Here is a 16,394-nt window from a genome sequence, read left to right on the forward strand (position 1 = left end):
GCCCCGACCGGCTCAGGTCGGGGCCGCCCCCACAGGTCCGCATCGCGCCGGCGCCTGTCCTGCCCTAACGCAGCACCGTCTCCCGCCACAGGGCCGTCGCCTCGTCCGCCACCCCCGGTGCGGTCAGCAGCAACGGGGTGTCGTACACGGGGAGTTCGGGGATCGCCACCGCGCCCGCCTCCGTCGCGATCAGCAGCGGCGGCAGGGCGTCCACCGGGTGGAACTCGCCGATCGCCGCTGCCGTCGCGCGGCCCGCCGCGACCTGGACCAGGGACAGGGCCGTCGAGCCCATGACCCGTACCGTGCAGTGCCGGGACGACAGCTCTCGCAGCAGGTCGTCCAGGCCCGGCCAGTGGGCGTGGGCGGCCCACTCCGTCATGAACACGTGCCCGGTCAGGGTGTCGTGGGTGGCCGCACGGATCGAACGGCCGTTCAGGTGCGCTCCGCCGCCCCGGGTCGCGGTGAAGATCTCCCGGCGCCAGGGATCGGCCACCACGCCCAGCAACGGGACACCCTGCGGGCTCGCCAGGCCCAGCGAGAACGAGCACCAGCCGATGCCGTGCGCGTAGTTCGTCGTACCGTCCACCGGGTCGATCACCCAGTGCGGCGCACCCTTCGTACCCTCGTGGACGCCGTACTCCTCGCCCTCGATGCCGTACTCCGGGAACTCCCGGCGCAGGACGGCCCGGACGTGGGCCTCCACCGCTTCGTCCGTGTCCGTCACGATGTCGGCGGGGGTGGCCTTCTCCCGTACGTCGCTCACGTCGTCCGTGGCGCGAGGCCGACGGATCCGTTCCGAGGCCCATTCGGCGAGTTCCGTCGCCACTGCCAGTTCCCGGTCCATCAGTCGCCCACCACCACCGTCGTTCCCGCTGTCCCGCCAGTTCTACAACATCGGCCATGACGGCGGTACGGGCCTGTTCCCAGCCCTCCCGACGCGGTGCCTCGGCGGCGAGCCTGCGCGCCGCGTCGCCCGTGTCCGCCCTCGCGACCGCGTCCCGCACCGCGGGGTCGGCGACCGACAGCGCTCCGCGACAACGACCGGGGCGGGGTAGTCGTCGCGCAGGCCACGCGCGCCCGGGTCGGCCACTCGCTCCTGCGGATACGAGTGGTTCAGCTTGACCGCGGGAGCGTGCGAGGTCGCCGGTCCGTCGGCCGGGATCCGGGAGGGCCGCTCCGCGATCCACCGAGCCCGTTCCTCGAAGTAGGAGACGGCCTCGTCGTACACCTCCTGCGTAACAGGCGCGTCGGGCCAGTTCTGCGTGCGGCCGCCGGGACCGGCCACCAAGACCTGCAGCGGCCCGTCCTTGCAGTCCATGTCGCCGAGGGCGTAGCGGCGCTGTGACTCCGGGACGGCCGTTCAGTTGGTCGATGGTGTCCCGGGCCTCGGCCACCAACAACTCGGGCGTGAGCCAGGTGCGTGGCCCGCTGAACTTCCACCCCGCCAGGTCGTGCGCGGACGCCGAGGCCCCGTCCGGGAGGCTGGTGGCGACCCAGCCGCTGCGGAGCTTGTCTTGTTGAGGAGGCACACCCATCGAATGGCCCCACCCTCAGGGCGACATCGGGTGGCGGACCCGGCCATGGGTGGGCAGGGTCGCGGCATGCGTGCATTCCGGGAGACCGAAAGGCTCGTGCTGCGCCCGTTCACCGATGCCGACGCCGACCGTCTCTTCGCCCTGGACAACGACCCCGACGTCATACGCTTCATCAACGGCGGCAAGCCGACCAGCAGGGAGACGATCCGGACGTCGGACCTGCCACGGCTGCTGCACGACTTGGCAAGGGGTGTGCCACGGAGTGATAGCGGGCTCTGATCGGCAAGGCGTTCACGGCCCTCGGCGTGGAACGCGTCACCGCGAACACCATGGCGGTGAACACCCGGTCCCGGCAGGTGATGGAGAGGGCAGGCCTGAAGTTCCTGCGGAACTGCGCCGAGGACTGGCCCGAGCCGATCGAAGGCTCCGAATACGGCGAGGTCGAGTACGGGCTCACCCGGACAGAGTGGGCGAGCCCGCCGTCCGGTCACCTGTAGTACGACCACGCCTGGTTGGCGGCGCCCGCGATGCAGCCCCAGAGCTGCATCTTCGTCCCGTAGTTCGGGATGGTGTTGGCGTCCGCGTCGAGACACGTGCCCGACGCACGGTTCACGAGGGAGTTGCCCGAGGGGGACCACACCTGGTTGTTGTTGCCGTTGCAGTCCCAGAGCTGCACCTTGGTCCCGTTGTTGGGAATCGTGTTGGCGTCCGCGTCGAGACACTGGAAGCCCTGGCCGGTCTGCACGTAGTAGTAGCCCCTGGAGATGACGGAGAAGTACCAGACCTGGTTGTTGTTGCCGTTGCAGCCCCACAGCTGCGCCTTGGTCCCGTTGTTGGGGAGGGTGCTGGCGTCCGCGTCGAGACACAGGTTGCCGGTCGCCCGGCTGGTGATCTTCTGGAAGCGGTACATGATCCAGTCCGACGCCTTCCGCGTGGCGGGGACCTTCGCGTCCGTGGGGGCGGGCAGTTCGCTGAGCGACGAGATGTCCACGATCCGGGGCCCCGCCGCCGCAGGGGCGGACGGCGACGCCTCGACCGGCTGGGCGACGCTCAGGGTCAGGGCGAGGGACACGACGCCCAGGGCGGTGGTGATACGAAGGCCGGTCCTGGCCCTCGGGCGTGACAGCTGACGGGACATGAAGCCTCCGTGTTCACATGCGCATTGGCGTCGATTTGCCCTGATGGGGACTTGGCGGCAAGTGGACCAGGCGAAGTCCCGCCCGGCAACGCGACACTTCCACAAGATCACCAACGGCCACCGGACGGCCCATTCCCTCGCCGCCCTTCCCCTCACCGCCGCCCAACGATCCCCGCCCTCGGACCTGTTCGAGCGGGAGCCGGGGCAGACGGCCGGTCAGGTTCCCGGGATGATCCGGCGGGTCTCGTAGGCCCACATCGCGATTTCCACGCGGTTGCGGGCGTTGAGTTTGGCCATCAGGTTCGCCAGGTGTGTCTTCACCGTGCTCAGGCTGATGTGCAGGGCATCGGCGATCTCGGTGTTGGTCAGCCCGCGGGCGACGGCGAGGAGTACCTCCTCCTCTCGGGTGGTGACCGGGGAGACGGGTTGGGCGGCGGGCCGTCCGGCCGGCAGGTCCGCGAAGGCCCGCAGCAGGCGCACGGTGACGCTGGGCGCGATGAGTGCCTCGCCGTCGGCGGCCGAGCGCACGGCCTGTGCCAGCAGCTCCGGCCCGGTGTCCTTGAGCAGAAAGCCCCGGGCCCCCGCGCGCAGGGCGCCGTACACATACTCGTCGAGATCGAAGGTGGTGATCACGACGACGACCAGTGGATCGGCGACGCCCGGACCGGCGATCAGCCGGGTGGCCTCCAGCCCGTCGAGCCGGGGCATCCGGATGTCGAACAGGCAGACGTCGGGGCGCAGCTCGCGGGCCAGACGTACCGCCTGCTGCCCGTCGGCCGCCTCACCGACCACCTCGATGCCCGGCTGCGCGTTCAGCATGATCCGAAGCCCGGTACGGATGATCGCCTGGTCGTCAGCGACGAGGACGCGGATGGACACCGCTGCCCGCCCTCCCTCTCGGCAACTCGGCTTCGACAAGCCAGCCCTGGTCGGCGCCGGGGCCGGCCCGCAGCTGCCCACCGAGCAGCGCGGCGCGCTCGCGCAACCCGGCGAGACCGTAGCCGTCGCGAACCCGGCCGGCCCGTTGACCGTCGTCCCGCACCGTCACCCGTATCCTCCGCGGTTCTCCGGTGACCCGGACGACGACCTCGGTCGCGTTGACCGCATGGCGCATGGCGTTGGTCACCGACTCCTGCACGATCCGGTAGACCGCCGCGTCCACGGCCGGAGGCAACGCGATCAACTCGCCGTCGAGCCCCAGGTCGACGCGGAGCCGACCACCCGGGGCGCGCACCAGGCGCTCCAGGTCGGCGACACCGGCCGGCGGCGTCAACTCGGCGCCGGCCCTTGCGTCGCGCAGCGCGGCGACCATGGCGCGCATCTCCTCCAGCGTGCGCGCCCCCTCCTCCTCGACACCCTCCAGCGCCTCGACGGCGGCGGCCGGATCCGTGCCCGCGACCACTCGGCCCGCCTGGGCGCGGATCACCATGGCCGAGACGTGATGGGCCACCGTGTCGTGCAGTTCCCGGGCGAGTTGCTCGCGCTCGCGGGAGCGTACCCGCTCCAGTTGCCGCTCGCGGGCGGTCGCCCGGAACCGTACGGACGCTCCGATCACCGCGGGCAGGAGCAGGAAGGCGAAGCCCACGACCTGTTCGCCGGCCGGGGTCCGGTCCGTGACCGCCGACAGACCGAAGGCCGCCAGGACGACCGCGCCGCCCAGCACGATCTCCCGCCCCGACCCCCACCGGGGCAGCGCGTACACCAGCAGGAGGACGACCACGCCGACGTCCAGACCGACCGGCTCCCGAGGGGTGGCCACCAGCGAGACGACCTGGAGCACGATCATCGCGCCGAACGCGAGCACGACCGTCGTCAGCGGGCGGGTCCGACGCCACAGGGGCAGCACGCACAGCCAGACGGCGAACACCACGGCCACCGGCCGCCACACCACGTCCGCGCGCAGCGTGGCCTCCAGCACCACACCGGTCAGGCCCGCGGCGAGCAGCGCCCAGTCCCGCCACACCCGGCCGGGCGCGTCGGGCGGCCGTGGTTCGGTCCACAGGGTTCGCAGGTCGTCTCGCAGCACGGTGCTCAGCCTAAGGAGCACGCCGCGCCGCGCATCGGCCAAAAGGACGGGACGTCGCTCGGTCCAGGGGCGGACGGATCCGCGGCTCGCGAGCCGATGTCCCGGAGCGCCGCTCCGACGAACCTCGGCATCGGCGGCCGTACGGAGGCGGTCGACAAGGTGGTTGGAGGACCGATGCTCTCGAAAGCCCTGTTCCGTGTGGGCGGTTGTGCCGCCCGCCATCCCTGGCGGGTGATCGCGGCATGGGTACTGGCGGCCGCTCTCGCGGTCGTCGCCGCGGTCGCCTTCGGCGGGCGGACCGCGGACTCGATGACCGCTCCGGGACTGGATTCCCAGCGGGCCGCGGAACTGATCGAGCGGGCCGGCACGGGGCAGGACGGGATGACCGCCCAGGTGGTCGTCACACCGCTCGACCGCGGGGAGACGTTCTTCGACCCCGGCGGCCCGCGCGCCGCGCTGGCGAGGCTCCGGTCCGAGGTGCGGCGACTGCCGCACGTGCTCGGTACGAGCGACCCGGCGGGAGCACTCGACAGGGGCGGCGACTTCGCCGTGCGCGACGGTCTGGTCTCGGCCGACGGGCGGATCGCGGTGGTCCGGGTGCAGTACCCCGACCAGAGCCGGCTGTCGGCCAAGGATCTCCACGCCCTCGTCGACCTCGGCGACCGGCTGCGCGGCGAGCTGCCGCTGCGCATCGAGATGGGCGGGAACCTCTTCTACGTCTTCTCCGACCCCGACGGCGGAGCGAGCGAACTGATCGGCATCCTCGCCGCGGCCACGATCCTGTTCCTGGCGTTCGGCTCGCTGGTAGCCGCCGCGCTGCCCATCGGCATGGCGGTCTTCGGGCTCACCGTCGGGGTGGCCACGATGACGGTCCTCGCGGGGATGACCCGGATCCCCACGTTCGCACCTGTCCTGGGCAGCATGGTCGGGCTCGGGGTGGGCATCGACTACGCGCTGTTCGTGCTCGCCCGGCACCGGGAGTACCTCGCGAACGGGCTCGATCCCCGTGCGGCGGCCGGGCGTGCGGTGGCCACGGCGGGACGTCCGGTGGTCTTCGCCGGTGGCACCGTCGTCGTGTCCATCCTCGGCATGGCGGTCGCGAACGTGCCGTTCATGACGGTGGGCGGGCTCGCGGTCTCGATCGTCGTCCTGACCATGGTGGTCGCGTCGGTGACGCTGCTGCCGGCCTTCCTCGGCGCCGCCGGCCCGCGCCTGGCCCGGGCCGGTCGGCTCGTCCGGGCCCTCGGGTCCGGGAGGCCGGGCCGGCTCGTCCGGCCGGGCCGGTTCGGACGGCGGCGGGGTACGCAGGCGGGCGCCCCGCCCGCCGCCGGATGGCGGCGCTGGATCGGTCACGTCAACCGGCACCCGCTGCCGTACGCGGTGGGCGCCGCCGGCCTGTTGCTGACGGCGACGCTGCCCGTGCTCGGCCTGCGCGTCGGGCTGCCCGACGACGGCTCGCTGCCGCCGAGCCGCACCGAGCGCCGCGCGTACGACCTGGTCGCCGAGGGGTTCGGCTCGGGTACCAACGGTCCGCTCGTCATCGCCGCGGACCCTGCCGGTGTTCCCGGGGTGTTGGACCGGCTCGTCGCGGCGGTCGCCGCGGACCCGGGCATCGCCTCCGTCGCGCCGGCCCAGGTGGACCGGGCCACGGGCATCGCGACCCTCGTGGTGTTCCCGACCACCGGCCCGCAGGAGCGGGCGACCTCCGACACGGTCGCCCGGCTGCGCGCCGAGGTGCTGCCCACCGTGGTCGGCCAGGGCCCGTCCAGGGCCTCCGTCGGCGGCGCCGTGGCGAGCCTGTCCGATGTGGGCCAACGGACCAGCCGACGCCTGCCGGTGTTCGTCGCGGCCGTACTGGCGCTGTCGTTCGCGCTGTTGATGCTGGTGTTCCGCTCGGTACTCGTACCGCTCAAGGCGGTGCTGCTGAACCTGCTGAGCATCGGCGCGGCCTACGGCATCCTGGTCGCCGTCTTCCAATGGGGCTGGGGCGGTGCACTGATCGGGCTGGAGACGACGGTGCCCATCGTGTCCTTCATCCCGATGTTCCTCTTCGCCATCCTGTTCGGCCTGTCGATGGACTACGAGGTGTTCCTGCTGTCTCGTGTGCGCGAGGAGTACGAGCGCACCGGCGACAACGACACGGCGATCGTGCGGGGCGTCTCGGGTACCGCCCGGGTCATCACGTCAGCCGCGCTCATCATGGTGGCCGTGTTCCTGTCCTTCGTCGTCGCCGAGGACCCCTCGACCAAGATGTTCGGGCTCGGCCTGGCCACCGCGATCTTCATCGACGCCACGGTCGTCCGCATGGTGCTGGTACCCGCGACCATGACGCTCCTCGGCAAGGCCAACTGGTGGCTGCCGAGGTGGCTGGACCGAGTGCTCCCCGCGGGCTGGGCCGGCTGACTCAACGCCCCGAGGTCAGGGGCGCGAGCTGTCGGCTGAGTCTGAGGACGTTGTCGATGACCTGGGGGTCGTCGGATCCGCGGAAGGCGGGGACGGGGTGGGCCTCGGGGCCGATGAGCAGGCCGGTCCGCCCGTCGAGAGAGGCGTCGGTCGCGGCGAACACGGACGGCCGGGCGGCAACGGACGCGGGACCGGCAGTGGAGCGCTCGAAGGCCCGGCGGACCAGCGGCCACATCAGACGCAGCCCCGGGGAGACGATCTTCGGCGAGGTCATGGTGCCGTTGGTCATGTCGGTCGCGGCGCCGCCCGGGTCGGCCGCGAAGACGGTGATGCCGGTGCCGCGGAGGCGTTCGGCCAGGTCAAGGGTGTAGGCGAGGTTGGCGAGCTTGGCCCGGCCGTACCAGTGGAAGCCGTAGTAGCCCCCCGGCGGTTCGACGGCGTCGAAGGTGCGCTTGGCGACCTTGATCGCACCGGAGCTGACGTTCACGATCCGGCTCGGCTCGCCGGACTTGAGCTGGTCGAGCAGCAGCTCGGTGAGCAGGTACGGCGAGAGATGGTTGACGGCGAACGACGCCTCGATCCCGTCGACCGTCCGCTGCCGCTCCGCGAACATCGCGCCGACGTTGTTGACCAGTACCTTCAGCGGGCCCTCGGTCGCCAGCCGTGCGGCGAGCGCCCGGACGTCGTCGAGCGACGCGAGGTCGGCGGCCACGAAGCGCGGGTCGGCCCCGGTCGCGACCTCGGCGATCCGCTCGACCGCGCGGGTGCCGCGCTCGGGGTCGCGCCCGACGACGGTGACCGCGAGCCCGTGCGCCGCCAGTCGCCTCGCGGTCTCCAGGCCGATACCCCCGGTCCCCGCCGTAACCACTGCCCTTGGCTCCACAGCTCCACCCCTCCGCGTTGGCGCGTATTCGGATAGCTATCCGGTTCAGTGAGGGCACGCTAGCACAACCGGATAGCTATCCGGTTCAGGAAGGGTGGGCGGGCGGCCCAGCCGACTGCCTCGGTGGCGGTCGGCCGGTGTACGTGCCCGGGGAAGGGGTGCCGTCTGCCGTCCGTCAGCGCGGAGGGCGCAGCCCCTCAAGAAGGACGTCGAGATAGAGCTCTCGGCGGGCGGCGTCGCTGTCGCCGGTGCGTACGGCGTGCTCGATCCCGCAGAGCAGGCGGCGCACGTCCTCCGCCTCGACACCGGCGCGGATGGCACCGCTCAGACGGGCGCGGCCCAGCAGGTCCGCCACGGCCCGGTCGAGCTCGGCCTTCATCTGCGAGGTCTGTGCCTCGGCATCGTTCGCGGACTCCAGTACGGCCGCGAACCCGGGGTCGTCCAGCGCGCGGTCGAGCGCGAAGCGGAGCAGACGGTGCAGGCCCGTGAGCGCGTTCTCGGTGGCGGCGGCCGTCTGCGCCTCGTCGAGCAGCTCCCGCAAGCGTTCCGCGGACAGGGCCTCCACCAGCGCATGGCGGTTGGGGAAGTGCCGGTACACGGTTCCCACGCCCACGCCGGCGAGCCGGGCGATGGCGTTCAGCTGGAGCGAGTCGTCACCGGCGGCCAACTGCTCCCGGGCGACCCGCAACACCCGGGCACGGTTGCGCGCGGCATCCGCTCGCCGCGCGGGGCCCTGCCCGGTTCTGGGTGTCACGGTTTCAGCATAAAGGGCCGCCGGCAGCCCGAGAGGCGCGGCCTGGCGGGCCGAGGCGAGCGGGGCAACAGGGGCGGCACGGCTCTCGGCTCTGACGGCCGAACTGCGCCCCTTGTTGGCCGCAGGCACGCGGATGTCGGACATTCAGGAGCTGCTGAGCGCTCGTCGAATCGGCGTGATGGACTCCGTCATCGTCACGAGAGAACTGCTGGGCGCCGGACCGGGGACCCTTGAGCAGGCGAAGACGCTGGTCCTGAGCTGCCCGGCACGGCATCCCGAGCGAGAGCGGCACCAGAGGCTGGTCGAGGACCTCGTCAATGCCCTCGATGAGATCGACACCCGGGCGCGGCCGTAGTCCCCTCGCGCGTCTATGCCGACTGGTTGCCACTTCCCCTGACCAGGCAGAAGGGGTGACCGGCCGGATCCGTGAAGACCCGCCACCTGTCCTTCCCCGGCTGGTGAGCCGGCTTCCCCGCTCCCAGCTCCAGCAATCGGGCCTCGGCCGCGTCCAGGTCCTCCACCGCGAAGTCGAGGTGGAACTGTTGGGGGACGGCTTGGTCGGGCCAATGCGGAGCCCGGTAGTCGTCGACCCGTTGAAAGCCGATGAAGAGCCCGCCCTCACCGATGAGTCCGGCGAAGTCGGCGTCCGACTTCGGGTGCGGCTCAAGGCCGGTGGCCTGCTGGTAGAAGGCCGCGAGAGCGAGCGGATCCGGGCAGTCGAGGGTGATGGCGGTCAACTTCATCTGCAGCGGCATGACATCTCCGGGCTGATCGGTGAGGCTGGTGGCTCGGGCTGTCATTGTGGCGTCGGGATTCGGCCGCACGGTCGAGGGCGCCGAGGTCACGTAGCGTCCTCGAAGGCACAACTGCCCCTTTCGCGGTCGTACGTCGGACGTTTCCGGACCTCCGCGGCTGCCGAGTCACACGCTACGATCCGTGCTGCATGGCGGCAATGTCGTACTACTTGCGGAAAGCGACATGCCGCCCGGACGTCCGGGGGGACTGGTGACTGGCATGGGTTGTATCCAAAGACTCGTCGTCGTCGTGCTTTTCGAAGGCGTCGACCTGCTCGACGTCACCGGACCGCCCGAAGTGTTCACGCTGCTTGAGCGGGAGTTGGACGGGGATTCCGGCTACGAAGTCGTCCTGGCGGCCGAGACCCTCAACCCCGTCACCACGTCGGCCGGGATCCGGGTGCTGCCGGATGCGACCTTCGAGGAGGTGGCTCGGCGGCCCATCGACACGCTCATGGTTCCCGGCTCCGTCGAGGTCGACCAACGGCGCAAGGTCCAGGCACTCGTGAATCCGGACGTGGTCGCCCGGGTGAAGGAACTCGCCGGCCGCTCCCGGCGTATCGCCTCCGTCTGCGTCGGGGCGCATCTCCTCGCGGCGGCCGGGCTGCTCGACGGAAAGCGCGCCACCACCCACTGGTCGACCGCGCAGCAACTGGCCGCCGAACACCCGTCGGTGGAGGTCGACCCCGACCTGATCTTCATTCGACAGGGCGACGTATGGACGGGAGCCGGGCTCACCGCCTGCCTCGATCTGTCGCTGGCCCTGGTGGCCGAGGACTTCGGGGAGCCCGCGGCCATGCGGGTGGCCCGACAGCTCGTGATGTACCTGAAGCGGCCCAGCGGGCAGAGCCAGTTCAGCGTGCCCATCGAGACCGGTTCCACGTCCAGGCGCATGGACGACCTGCGCCTCTACATCACGCGGAACATAGCCGGGTCGCTGTCCGTCGCCGATCTCGCCGCCCACGTCAATGTCGGCGAACGGCAGCTCAACCGGCTCTTCAATGACGAACTCGGCACCACGCCGAGCCGTTACGTCGAAGCCGCCCGTGTCGAAGTCGCACGGAACCGGCTCGAAACCACGGACGACACCCTCGACCGCGTGGCATCGGCCTGCGGCTTCAACACCATCGACACCCTCATACGTGCCTTCCGGCGCAAGCTGAACACCACCCCGACCGAGTACCGCAGCCGGTTCCGGCACTCGGGCACCGGCGACTGAAGCAGGTCTCGTGACGCTGTGATCGCGTCAGTCGCAGGGGCGGCCCGTCCGGAACGTGGTGGTGGCCTGCGTGATGATGGTGCCCAGCCTGTCCCTGGTGTCGGCCAGCATGCGTATCTGGCTGTCGATGCGGTCCCGCTCGGCCGACAGCCGCTCCAGCAGTTCCGGGGTCACCTCACCGGTCACGACACAGGGCAGCAGCTCCACGATCGACCTGCTCGACAGCCCCGCCGCGTACAACTGCTGGATCAGCAGGACGCGGTCTACCGCGCCGTCGGCGTAGTGCCGCTGCCCGCTGGTGCTGCGCTCGGAGCCGAGCAGGTGCTGCTCCTCGTAGTACCGCAGCGCCCGCACACTCACGCCGGTCTTGGCGGCGAGTTCGCCGATGCGCATCATTCTCCCCTTGCCTCTGACGTCAGCGTCAGCTCTTAGCGTGACCGACGTACGGGCCAGAGGCCAGAGATTTCATGAGAGAAGCGCGATATGTCTTACGACGGATACACGGATCTGCGCGTGGCGATCGACGGGGGCGTGGCTCACGTCACGCTCGACAACCCGCCGGTCAACATGCTCGACACGACGCTCATCAACGAACTCCACGACTTCGTCGGAGCCGTCCGGGACGACGAGCGGGTGCGCGTGATCGTGCTGCAGAGCGCCGACCCGGACTTCTTCGTCGCCCACGTCGACCTGGGCTTCATGCTCAAGCCGGAGACCTTCGCCGAGCTGGCCAACCCCGACGGCGGCACCGGCGCCGACGAGTCGCTGATCAACCCGATGCAGAAGCTGATGCTGCGCCTGCGCGCGCTGCCGCAGGTGACGATCGCCAAGCTCGCCGGGCGCCTGCGCGGCGGCGGCAACGAGCTGGCCATGGCACTCGACATGCGCTTCGCCGCCCAGGGGCGGACCTGGCTCGCCCAGCCCGAGACCCGTATGGGCATCATTCCCGGTGGCGGCGGCACCCAGCTGCTGCCCCCGCTGGTCGGGCGGGCCAGGGCTCTGGAGGTGATCCTCGGCGGCAGCCTCTTCGACGCGGACCTCGCCGAGCGCTACGGCTGGATCAACCGCGCGCTCCCGGCGGAGGAACTCGACGCCTTCGTCGACGCGCTCGCCCACCGCATCGCGGTGCTGCGCCCGGAGCAGATCGCCGCGGCCAAGGCGGCGGTCGGTGCCGCGGTCACCAGCGGGAACCTGCTGGAGGGGCTGGGCGAGGAGAGCAAGGCGCTGGGCGGGGTGTATCCGGCACCGGACGCGGTGGTCGACCGTATGCGCGCCGCCGTGGAGGCCGGGGCACAGACCCGCGAGGGCGAACTCGACCTTGAGGGCTCGCTGGACCGCGTCTCCTGACCGACCCGCGGCCCGTCCCGCCGCGAACGGATCCGCCGCGATGAGGCGGAGTACCTCCTGCTCGCGGCGGGTCGGCTCACCCTGTGTGCTCACCTTCTGTGCTCATCCCTGTGCGGAGACCTTCCCATTCGACGGGGGCTCCGTCGGACGACGCGTCGGGCGGCGCAGTCGCCGGACCAGCAGCGTGGCGATCGCACGGTGGGGGAGGAGGACAGCCGCCGAGATCGTGATCTCGGCGGGCCCGTGGTGGCGGACGCTCTGCTGGTTGCGCACCACGGCGAGCGCGCCACCCGGACACAGAGCGTCGGCGGCCTTGGCCATCCGTACCGCCGGGTCGATCCAGTGGAACGCCGTCGCCGAGACGACCGCGTCGAACGGCTGCTCCGGCAACGGCCAGTTCTCGAACTCAGCCGTCACCACGTCCACTTCCACCCACCCTGGCGTCGCGGCCTCGGCGAGGTTGCGGCGGCCATGCGCGGTCCCGCCTCGACGGCCGTGATCCGGCAGCCGCGCCGGGCCAGAGGCACCGTCGCCCGGCCGGTCCCGCAGCCCACCTCCAGCACGCGGCTGCCGGGGCGGGTACTCGCGAGTTCCACGAGATCGTCGTACAGCTTTGCCGGATATCCGGGCCTGGCCCGGTCGTACAGCTCCGCGTCCTCGTCGAAGATCCGGCTCAGGCGCGCCCGCCGGGACTCGTCGGGCCTGTCGTCGCGTTGTGCGGATGTGAGGTCGTCGGGCATGCGGAGAGGCTGGCGACAGGAGCTTCGGATGCCCGTCCAACTGCCCGGCATCGGCCTGTTCGTCCGACCGTCCGTACTGCGCGCGGTGAAGCAACCTTCAGTGCGGAACCACCCTCTTCATGATCGAAATCGTCGAACGACGTCGGACGGAAGGGGGAGATCGTTTGATCCTCAATGCAGTGCGAGCCGTGACCGTCGCCGGTCTCGTTGCGGTGTCCTCGGCAGGAGCCGCGGCAGGGGCATCGGCCGAGGGGGCGAGCCCGGCCGCAAGCAGCAGCCCCTCGGAATCGGTTCGCCTGACGTACGTCGTGCCGCAGGGCCTGCGCCTTGAGGCGGGTGACGCACTCTGGTTCGACATCCAGGGGATGCCTCCGGGGTGGGACGCCGTGACGGTCACCTCTCCGGCCCTGGTGGAGCCGATCACCCTCACCCCGGTCAAGAAGGGCGCGACACAGTCGGTCCAGGTCGACGGGCCGGGAACACGGCACCGCATCCGCTCGGGTCTGCGCGCCGGCACCTACCCCGTCACCGCGACGAGTCATGGCCGTACCGTCGCCACCGCGCGGCTCAAGGTCGCGGCCGAAGGATCCGCGGAGATAGGCCGGTTCGTCATCAGCCCGAAGGACGCGTTTCCCGGTAGCGACGGTTCCGCCCGGGTACGGGCGGGCAGTGAGGTCCGGGTGGTTCTCACCGACCTTCAAGCCGCACCGAACGAGCACGCGCTGACCGTCACCTCGCCCATATTCAAGAGCCCATTGACCATCCGGACGGGCAGCGCGGACGACCCCGGATGCAAATGCGACGACGGGGCCACGATCTACGCGGGCCACACGCGGGTGCGCGACGACGTGCCCAACGGCCGCTACACGATGACCGTTGTCAGCCACAGTGGGCAGCAGACCACGACGCGGCGGGTCACAGTGGCCGGCAAGCCCGTCGCCCACGGTCCTTCCTGGGTGACCAGCGGTGCCGTCGCGGCCGCGGGTGTGGCGCTCGTCGCCGGCGCCGGGATCGCGCTGCGCCGCCGTACGCGTACGCGCAAGGCCGCTGCCTCCGCCTCGCGGCGGCTTCGGCAGGGTGTGGCGCGTCCTGCGGCCCAGTGGCTGTTGTTTCCATGAATCTGAATCAGAAAGCATTCCTTGCCTACCTCATACAGACGAATATCCCGCCTCGTGATCTCGACAGCCGGAACCGCGCTGTTCCTGGTCGGAGGGGGAGGCCTCGCGCAGGCCCAAGGCGTCACCCCGACGCCCTCGGCCCCGGCCCCGTCGGCCCCGGCCCCCTCGGCCTCCGCCTCGGCGAACGCGGGTAAGCCCTCTCACCGGGCTGTCGAGGACGGGAACTGGACGGACCAGGACGCCATCCGTTTCTGGACGCCCGAGCGCATCGCCACGGCCACTGACCCGGCCCTGCCCGCGCAGACCCAGGCCCCGAGCCCGAGTTCAAGCCCAAGCGCGAAGAACGGTCTCCACCGGGTCGCTCCGGCCGGCCCCTCGGCGGCAGCCGACATGCCGACCGCCGAGCACTTCCTCGGGCTGAAGTCCGTAGGGACGATCTTCACCTACACGACGGAGCCGGACACCGGCCGCATGCACGCGCACAAGTGCTCCGCCAGTGTCGTGGAGAGCCCGGACCGCGATCTGATCCTGACCGCCGGTCACTGCTCCGGTGGCAAGGCGGTCTTCGTTCCCTGGTACGTCGCCGAGAAGACGCTGGACAAGCAGCCGTACGGCTTCTACCGGGTTTCCGACTGGTTCGTCGACAACCGGTACGTGCACAACTCCAAGAAGGCCATCTCGGACCTGGACTTCGCGTTCGGCCGGCTCAAGCCGTCGCAGACCGGCAAAGAGGCGCAGGACGTGGTGGGCGCGAACAAGCTGCTCCGCACGCCCAAGTACCTCAACAAGGTCACGATGGTCGGCTACCCGTCGAGCCACAACCCCGAGGACCACGCCGTACGCTGCCCCACGCGGACGGAGGCGCTGCCCGGCTTCTACCAGATCCAGGCCAAGTGCCGCGGCATGTGGGGCGGTGTCTCCGGCGGCCCCTGGTTCTCCACGGTCGACTGGACGGCGGGCACCGGAGAGATCATCGGGAACGTCGGCGGCTACAACGGCGGCGGCAACGACGACAACGTCGACTGGCTGACCTACAGCCCCATGCACGGCGACTGGTTCTTCCGCCTGTACGACGAGGCGAAGAAGAGCCAGCACGTCTCTCACGGCGAGTCCTACGATCAGCCGGCCCTGCCGTACTCCATGGGCAGCGGAGACACCTGGACCCACGCCAGGCTGCTGGCGTCCGGGGAGTACACCGGGGACAAGAACGGCGACATGATCGTTGTCTGGACGGACGGCGAGGTCACGCTCTACATCGGTGACGGCGACGGCGGCTTCGTCGGTGAGCGTCGGCTGTCCGGGCCCAACGACACCTGGAAGAACGTGAAGTCGCTCACCGGCGGCGACTTCTCCGGCGGCGCCGGCTCGGATCTGCTGGCCGTGTGGAACAGCGGGGAGGTGAAGATCCTCCCCGACGTCGGCACCAAGGGCCTGGGCGGTGGGATCAAGCTGGCCGACGCCGGTTCCATCTGGAGCCATGCCGACCAGATCACCGCGGGCAGCTTCGGTACGGCGAAGTACGTCACCGACCTTCTGGTGCGCTGGAGCGACGGCGAGGTCACCGACTACACGGCGGTCGGCGACAAGGGCTTCGGCACCGAACACCAGCTGCTGAAGCCGAACGACACCTGGAAGCAGGCCACTCTCGTCACCGCGGGCGACTTCACGGGCGGCGCCAACTGGGACACCCTGGTGCGCTGGTCCGACGGAAAGGTCTCGCAGTTCCAGGAGACCGGTCCCGGCGGTCTGGGCAAGGAAGTCGAGATGGCCGCGCCCCAGAGCGTCTGGAGCCACGACGTGGTGATGACGGCCGGCAGCTACGACAGCAACGGCTGGCCGGACGACCTCGTCGTGCGCTGGTCCGACGGGGAAACGACCATGTACACCCACACCGGCGCCACGTTCGGTACGGAGCGCATGCTCGTCGCTCCCAAGTAGCGACCCCCGACGCCGGGCGGCGACTGCTCGCCGAACGCCGCCGCGCGCACAGAGCCCGGGTGGCCGACATGCCGGCCATGCTGCTCGAGCAGGACCTACGGGCGCTGGGCCAGGCCATGCGTACGGCGCTGCCCATCGTCCAGCGGATGCTCCAAGCCGCGCCGCAACCCCGTGTCCCGGGCACCGGGTCGGCCTCCTGACCCTCCTCGCCGCACGCTTCGAAGGCTTCTCCCTTCCGGAAAGGGCGGAGAACCATGACAACCACTCCGGCACACGGCACCGACGCGCCGACGGCACGGGTACCCGGCTTCCCCATGACCAGGGCGGCCGCCTGCCCCTTCGACCCGCCGCCGGACCTGCGCACCCTGCAGTCCCAAGCCCCGATCAGCAGGGTGCGGTCGGCCACCTGCCACGGGCCGACGCCGCCGTCCTGACCGGGCGGGACTTCTTCCCGCACCTGATCTCCCGGCCCTTCCACGAAGGCCTGGTCATCGTCTTC

General features: G+C 70.8%; 17 protein-coding genes and 3 pseudogenes. 9 read left to right on the forward strand and 11 right to left on the reverse strand.

The features are described 5' to 3' along the window. Positions 1 to 64 precede the first annotated feature (64 nt). From ACWGKT_RS13730 to ACWGKT_RS13740, 3 genes and pseudogenes are all read right to left on the reverse strand, one after another. Positions 65 to 844 carry an inositol monophosphatase family protein gene (locus ACWGKT_RS13730; protein ID WP_453273733.1) on the reverse strand — a complete coding sequence of 260 codons (780 nt, stop codon included), beginning with the start codon at positions 842 to 844 and terminating at the stop codon, positions 65 to 67. Between the two features lie 42 nt (positions 845 to 886). Beyond that, positions 887 to 1,318: a DUF7639 domain-containing protein gene (locus ACWGKT_RS13735; protein ID WP_453273734.1), complete on the reverse strand. Its 432-nt coding sequence runs from the start codon at positions 1,316 to 1,318 to the stop codon at positions 887 to 889. 91 nt (positions 1,319 to 1,409) lie between these two features. Beyond that, positions 1,410 to 1,535, reverse strand: a pseudogene (locus ACWGKT_RS13740) (DUF7638 domain-containing protein); the annotation flags it as partial. Between the two features lie 66 nt (positions 1,536 to 1,601). Between ACWGKT_RS13740 and ACWGKT_RS13745 the strand changes: the two are divergent. Then, positions 1,602 to 2,032 (forward strand): annotated as a pseudogene (locus tag ACWGKT_RS13745) (GNAT family N-acetyltransferase). Here ACWGKT_RS13745 and ACWGKT_RS13750 read toward each other — a convergent pair. The 3 genes from ACWGKT_RS13750 to ACWGKT_RS13760 form a co-directional block, all read right to left on the reverse strand. After that, entirely contained in the window at positions 2,023 to 2,673 is a 651-nt protein-coding gene (locus tag ACWGKT_RS13750; protein WP_453273735.1) for an RICIN domain-containing protein, read from the reverse strand. The pseudogene ACWGKT_RS13745 and the gene ACWGKT_RS13750 overlap by 10 nt on opposite strands. Positions 2,674 to 2,889: 216 nt before the next feature. Further along, positions 2,890 to 3,552, reverse strand: a complete 663-nt coding sequence (locus tag ACWGKT_RS13755; RefSeq protein WP_453273736.1) for a response regulator — start codon at positions 3,550 to 3,552, stop codon at positions 2,890 to 2,892. Beyond that, a complete protein-coding gene (locus ACWGKT_RS13760; protein ID WP_453273737.1) occupies positions 3,527 to 4,699 on the reverse strand; it encodes a sensor histidine kinase in 1,173 nt (390 codons plus the stop codon). The genes ACWGKT_RS13755 and ACWGKT_RS13760 overlap by 26 nt, the downstream gene beginning before the upstream one ends. A gap of 174 nt (positions 4,700 to 4,873) precedes the next feature. Between ACWGKT_RS13760 and ACWGKT_RS13765 the strand changes: the two genes are divergently transcribed. After that, positions 4,874 to 7,102, forward strand: a complete 2,229-nt coding sequence (locus ACWGKT_RS13765; RefSeq protein ID WP_453273738.1) for an MMPL family transporter — start codon at positions 4,874 to 4,876, stop codon at positions 7,100 to 7,102. A gap of 1 nt (position 7,103) precedes the next feature. On the opposite strand, the gene ACWGKT_RS13770 is transcribed toward ACWGKT_RS13765, so the two are convergent. Both ACWGKT_RS13770 and ACWGKT_RS13775 read right to left on the reverse strand, forming a co-directional pair. After that, positions 7,104 to 7,970: an SDR family NAD(P)-dependent oxidoreductase gene (locus ACWGKT_RS13770; RefSeq protein ID WP_453273739.1), complete on the reverse strand. Its 867-nt coding sequence runs from the start codon at positions 7,968 to 7,970 to the stop codon at positions 7,104 to 7,106. A gap of 190 nt (positions 7,971 to 8,160) precedes the next feature. Next, positions 8,161 to 8,739, reverse strand: coding sequence for a TetR/AcrR family transcriptional regulator (locus ACWGKT_RS13775; RefSeq protein ID WP_453273740.1), 579 nt, complete (start codon positions 8,737 to 8,739; stop codon positions 8,161 to 8,163). A 133-nt stretch (positions 8,740 to 8,872) separates the two neighbouring features. On the opposite strand from ACWGKT_RS13775, the gene ACWGKT_RS13780 reads away from it, so the two are divergent. Beyond that, positions 8,873 to 9,094, forward strand: a complete 222-nt coding sequence (locus ACWGKT_RS13780) for a hypothetical protein (protein ID WP_453273741.1) — start codon at positions 8,873 to 8,875, stop codon at positions 9,092 to 9,094. 13 nt (positions 9,095 to 9,107) lie between these two features. Here the strand turns inward: ACWGKT_RS13780 and ACWGKT_RS13785 are convergent, their stop codons facing one another. Next, positions 9,108 to 9,494 carry a VOC family protein gene (locus ACWGKT_RS13785; protein WP_453273742.1) on the reverse strand — a complete coding sequence of 129 codons (387 nt, stop codon included), beginning with the start codon at positions 9,492 to 9,494 and terminating at the stop codon, positions 9,108 to 9,110. A 259-nt stretch (positions 9,495 to 9,753) separates the two neighbouring features. Here ACWGKT_RS13785 and ACWGKT_RS13790 point away from each other — a divergent pair, with 259 nt between their 5' ends. After that, entirely contained in the window at positions 9,754 to 10,752 is a 999-nt protein-coding gene (locus ACWGKT_RS13790; RefSeq protein WP_453273882.1) for a GlxA family transcriptional regulator, read from the forward strand. 27 nt (positions 10,753 to 10,779) lie between these two features. Here ACWGKT_RS13790 and ACWGKT_RS13795 read toward each other — a convergent pair whose 3' ends face one another. Continuing rightward, positions 10,780 to 11,148, reverse strand: a complete 369-nt coding sequence (locus ACWGKT_RS13795) for a MerR family transcriptional regulator (RefSeq protein ID WP_453273743.1) — start codon at positions 11,146 to 11,148, stop codon at positions 10,780 to 10,782. Positions 11,149 to 11,235: 87 nt separating this feature from the next. Between ACWGKT_RS13795 and ACWGKT_RS13800 the strand changes: the two genes are divergently transcribed. Then, positions 11,236 to 12,099 (forward strand): enoyl-CoA hydratase/isomerase family protein, encoded by an 864-nt coding sequence (locus tag ACWGKT_RS13800; protein ID WP_356142314.1) that lies wholly within the window; start codon positions 11,236 to 11,238, stop codon positions 12,097 to 12,099. Positions 12,100 to 12,360: 261 nt separating this feature from the next. Here the strand turns inward: ACWGKT_RS13800 and ACWGKT_RS13805 are convergent. Further along, a pseudogene (locus ACWGKT_RS13805) lies at positions 12,361 to 12,839 on the reverse strand (class I SAM-dependent methyltransferase); the annotation flags it as partial. A 188-nt stretch (positions 12,840 to 13,027) separates the two neighbouring features. On the opposite strand from ACWGKT_RS13805, the gene ACWGKT_RS13810 reads away from it, so the two are divergent. The 4 genes from ACWGKT_RS13810 to ACWGKT_RS13825 are packed head-to-tail and all read left to right on the forward strand — an operon-like array spanning position 13,028 to position 16,329. After that, a complete protein-coding gene (locus tag ACWGKT_RS13810; RefSeq protein ID WP_453273744.1) occupies positions 13,028 to 13,957 on the forward strand; it encodes a hypothetical protein in 930 nt (309 codons plus the stop codon). A gap of 54 nt (positions 13,958 to 14,011) precedes the next feature. Then, positions 14,012 to 15,895, forward strand: a complete 1,884-nt coding sequence (locus ACWGKT_RS13815) for a trypsin-like serine peptidase (protein ID WP_453273745.1) — start codon at positions 14,012 to 14,014, stop codon at positions 15,893 to 15,895. A gap of 59 nt (positions 15,896 to 15,954) precedes the next feature. Further along, positions 15,955 to 16,095, forward strand: a complete 141-nt coding sequence (locus ACWGKT_RS13820; RefSeq protein ID WP_453273746.1) for a hypothetical protein — start codon at positions 15,955 to 15,957, stop codon at positions 16,093 to 16,095. Between the two features lie 54 nt (positions 16,096 to 16,149). After that, positions 16,150 to 16,329, forward strand: coding sequence for a hypothetical protein (locus ACWGKT_RS13825; protein WP_453273747.1), 180 nt, complete (start codon positions 16,150 to 16,152; stop codon positions 16,327 to 16,329). Positions 16,330 to 16,394 lie beyond the last annotated feature (65 nt).

The organism is Streptomyces sp. NPDC054794, from assembly GCF_053611585.1.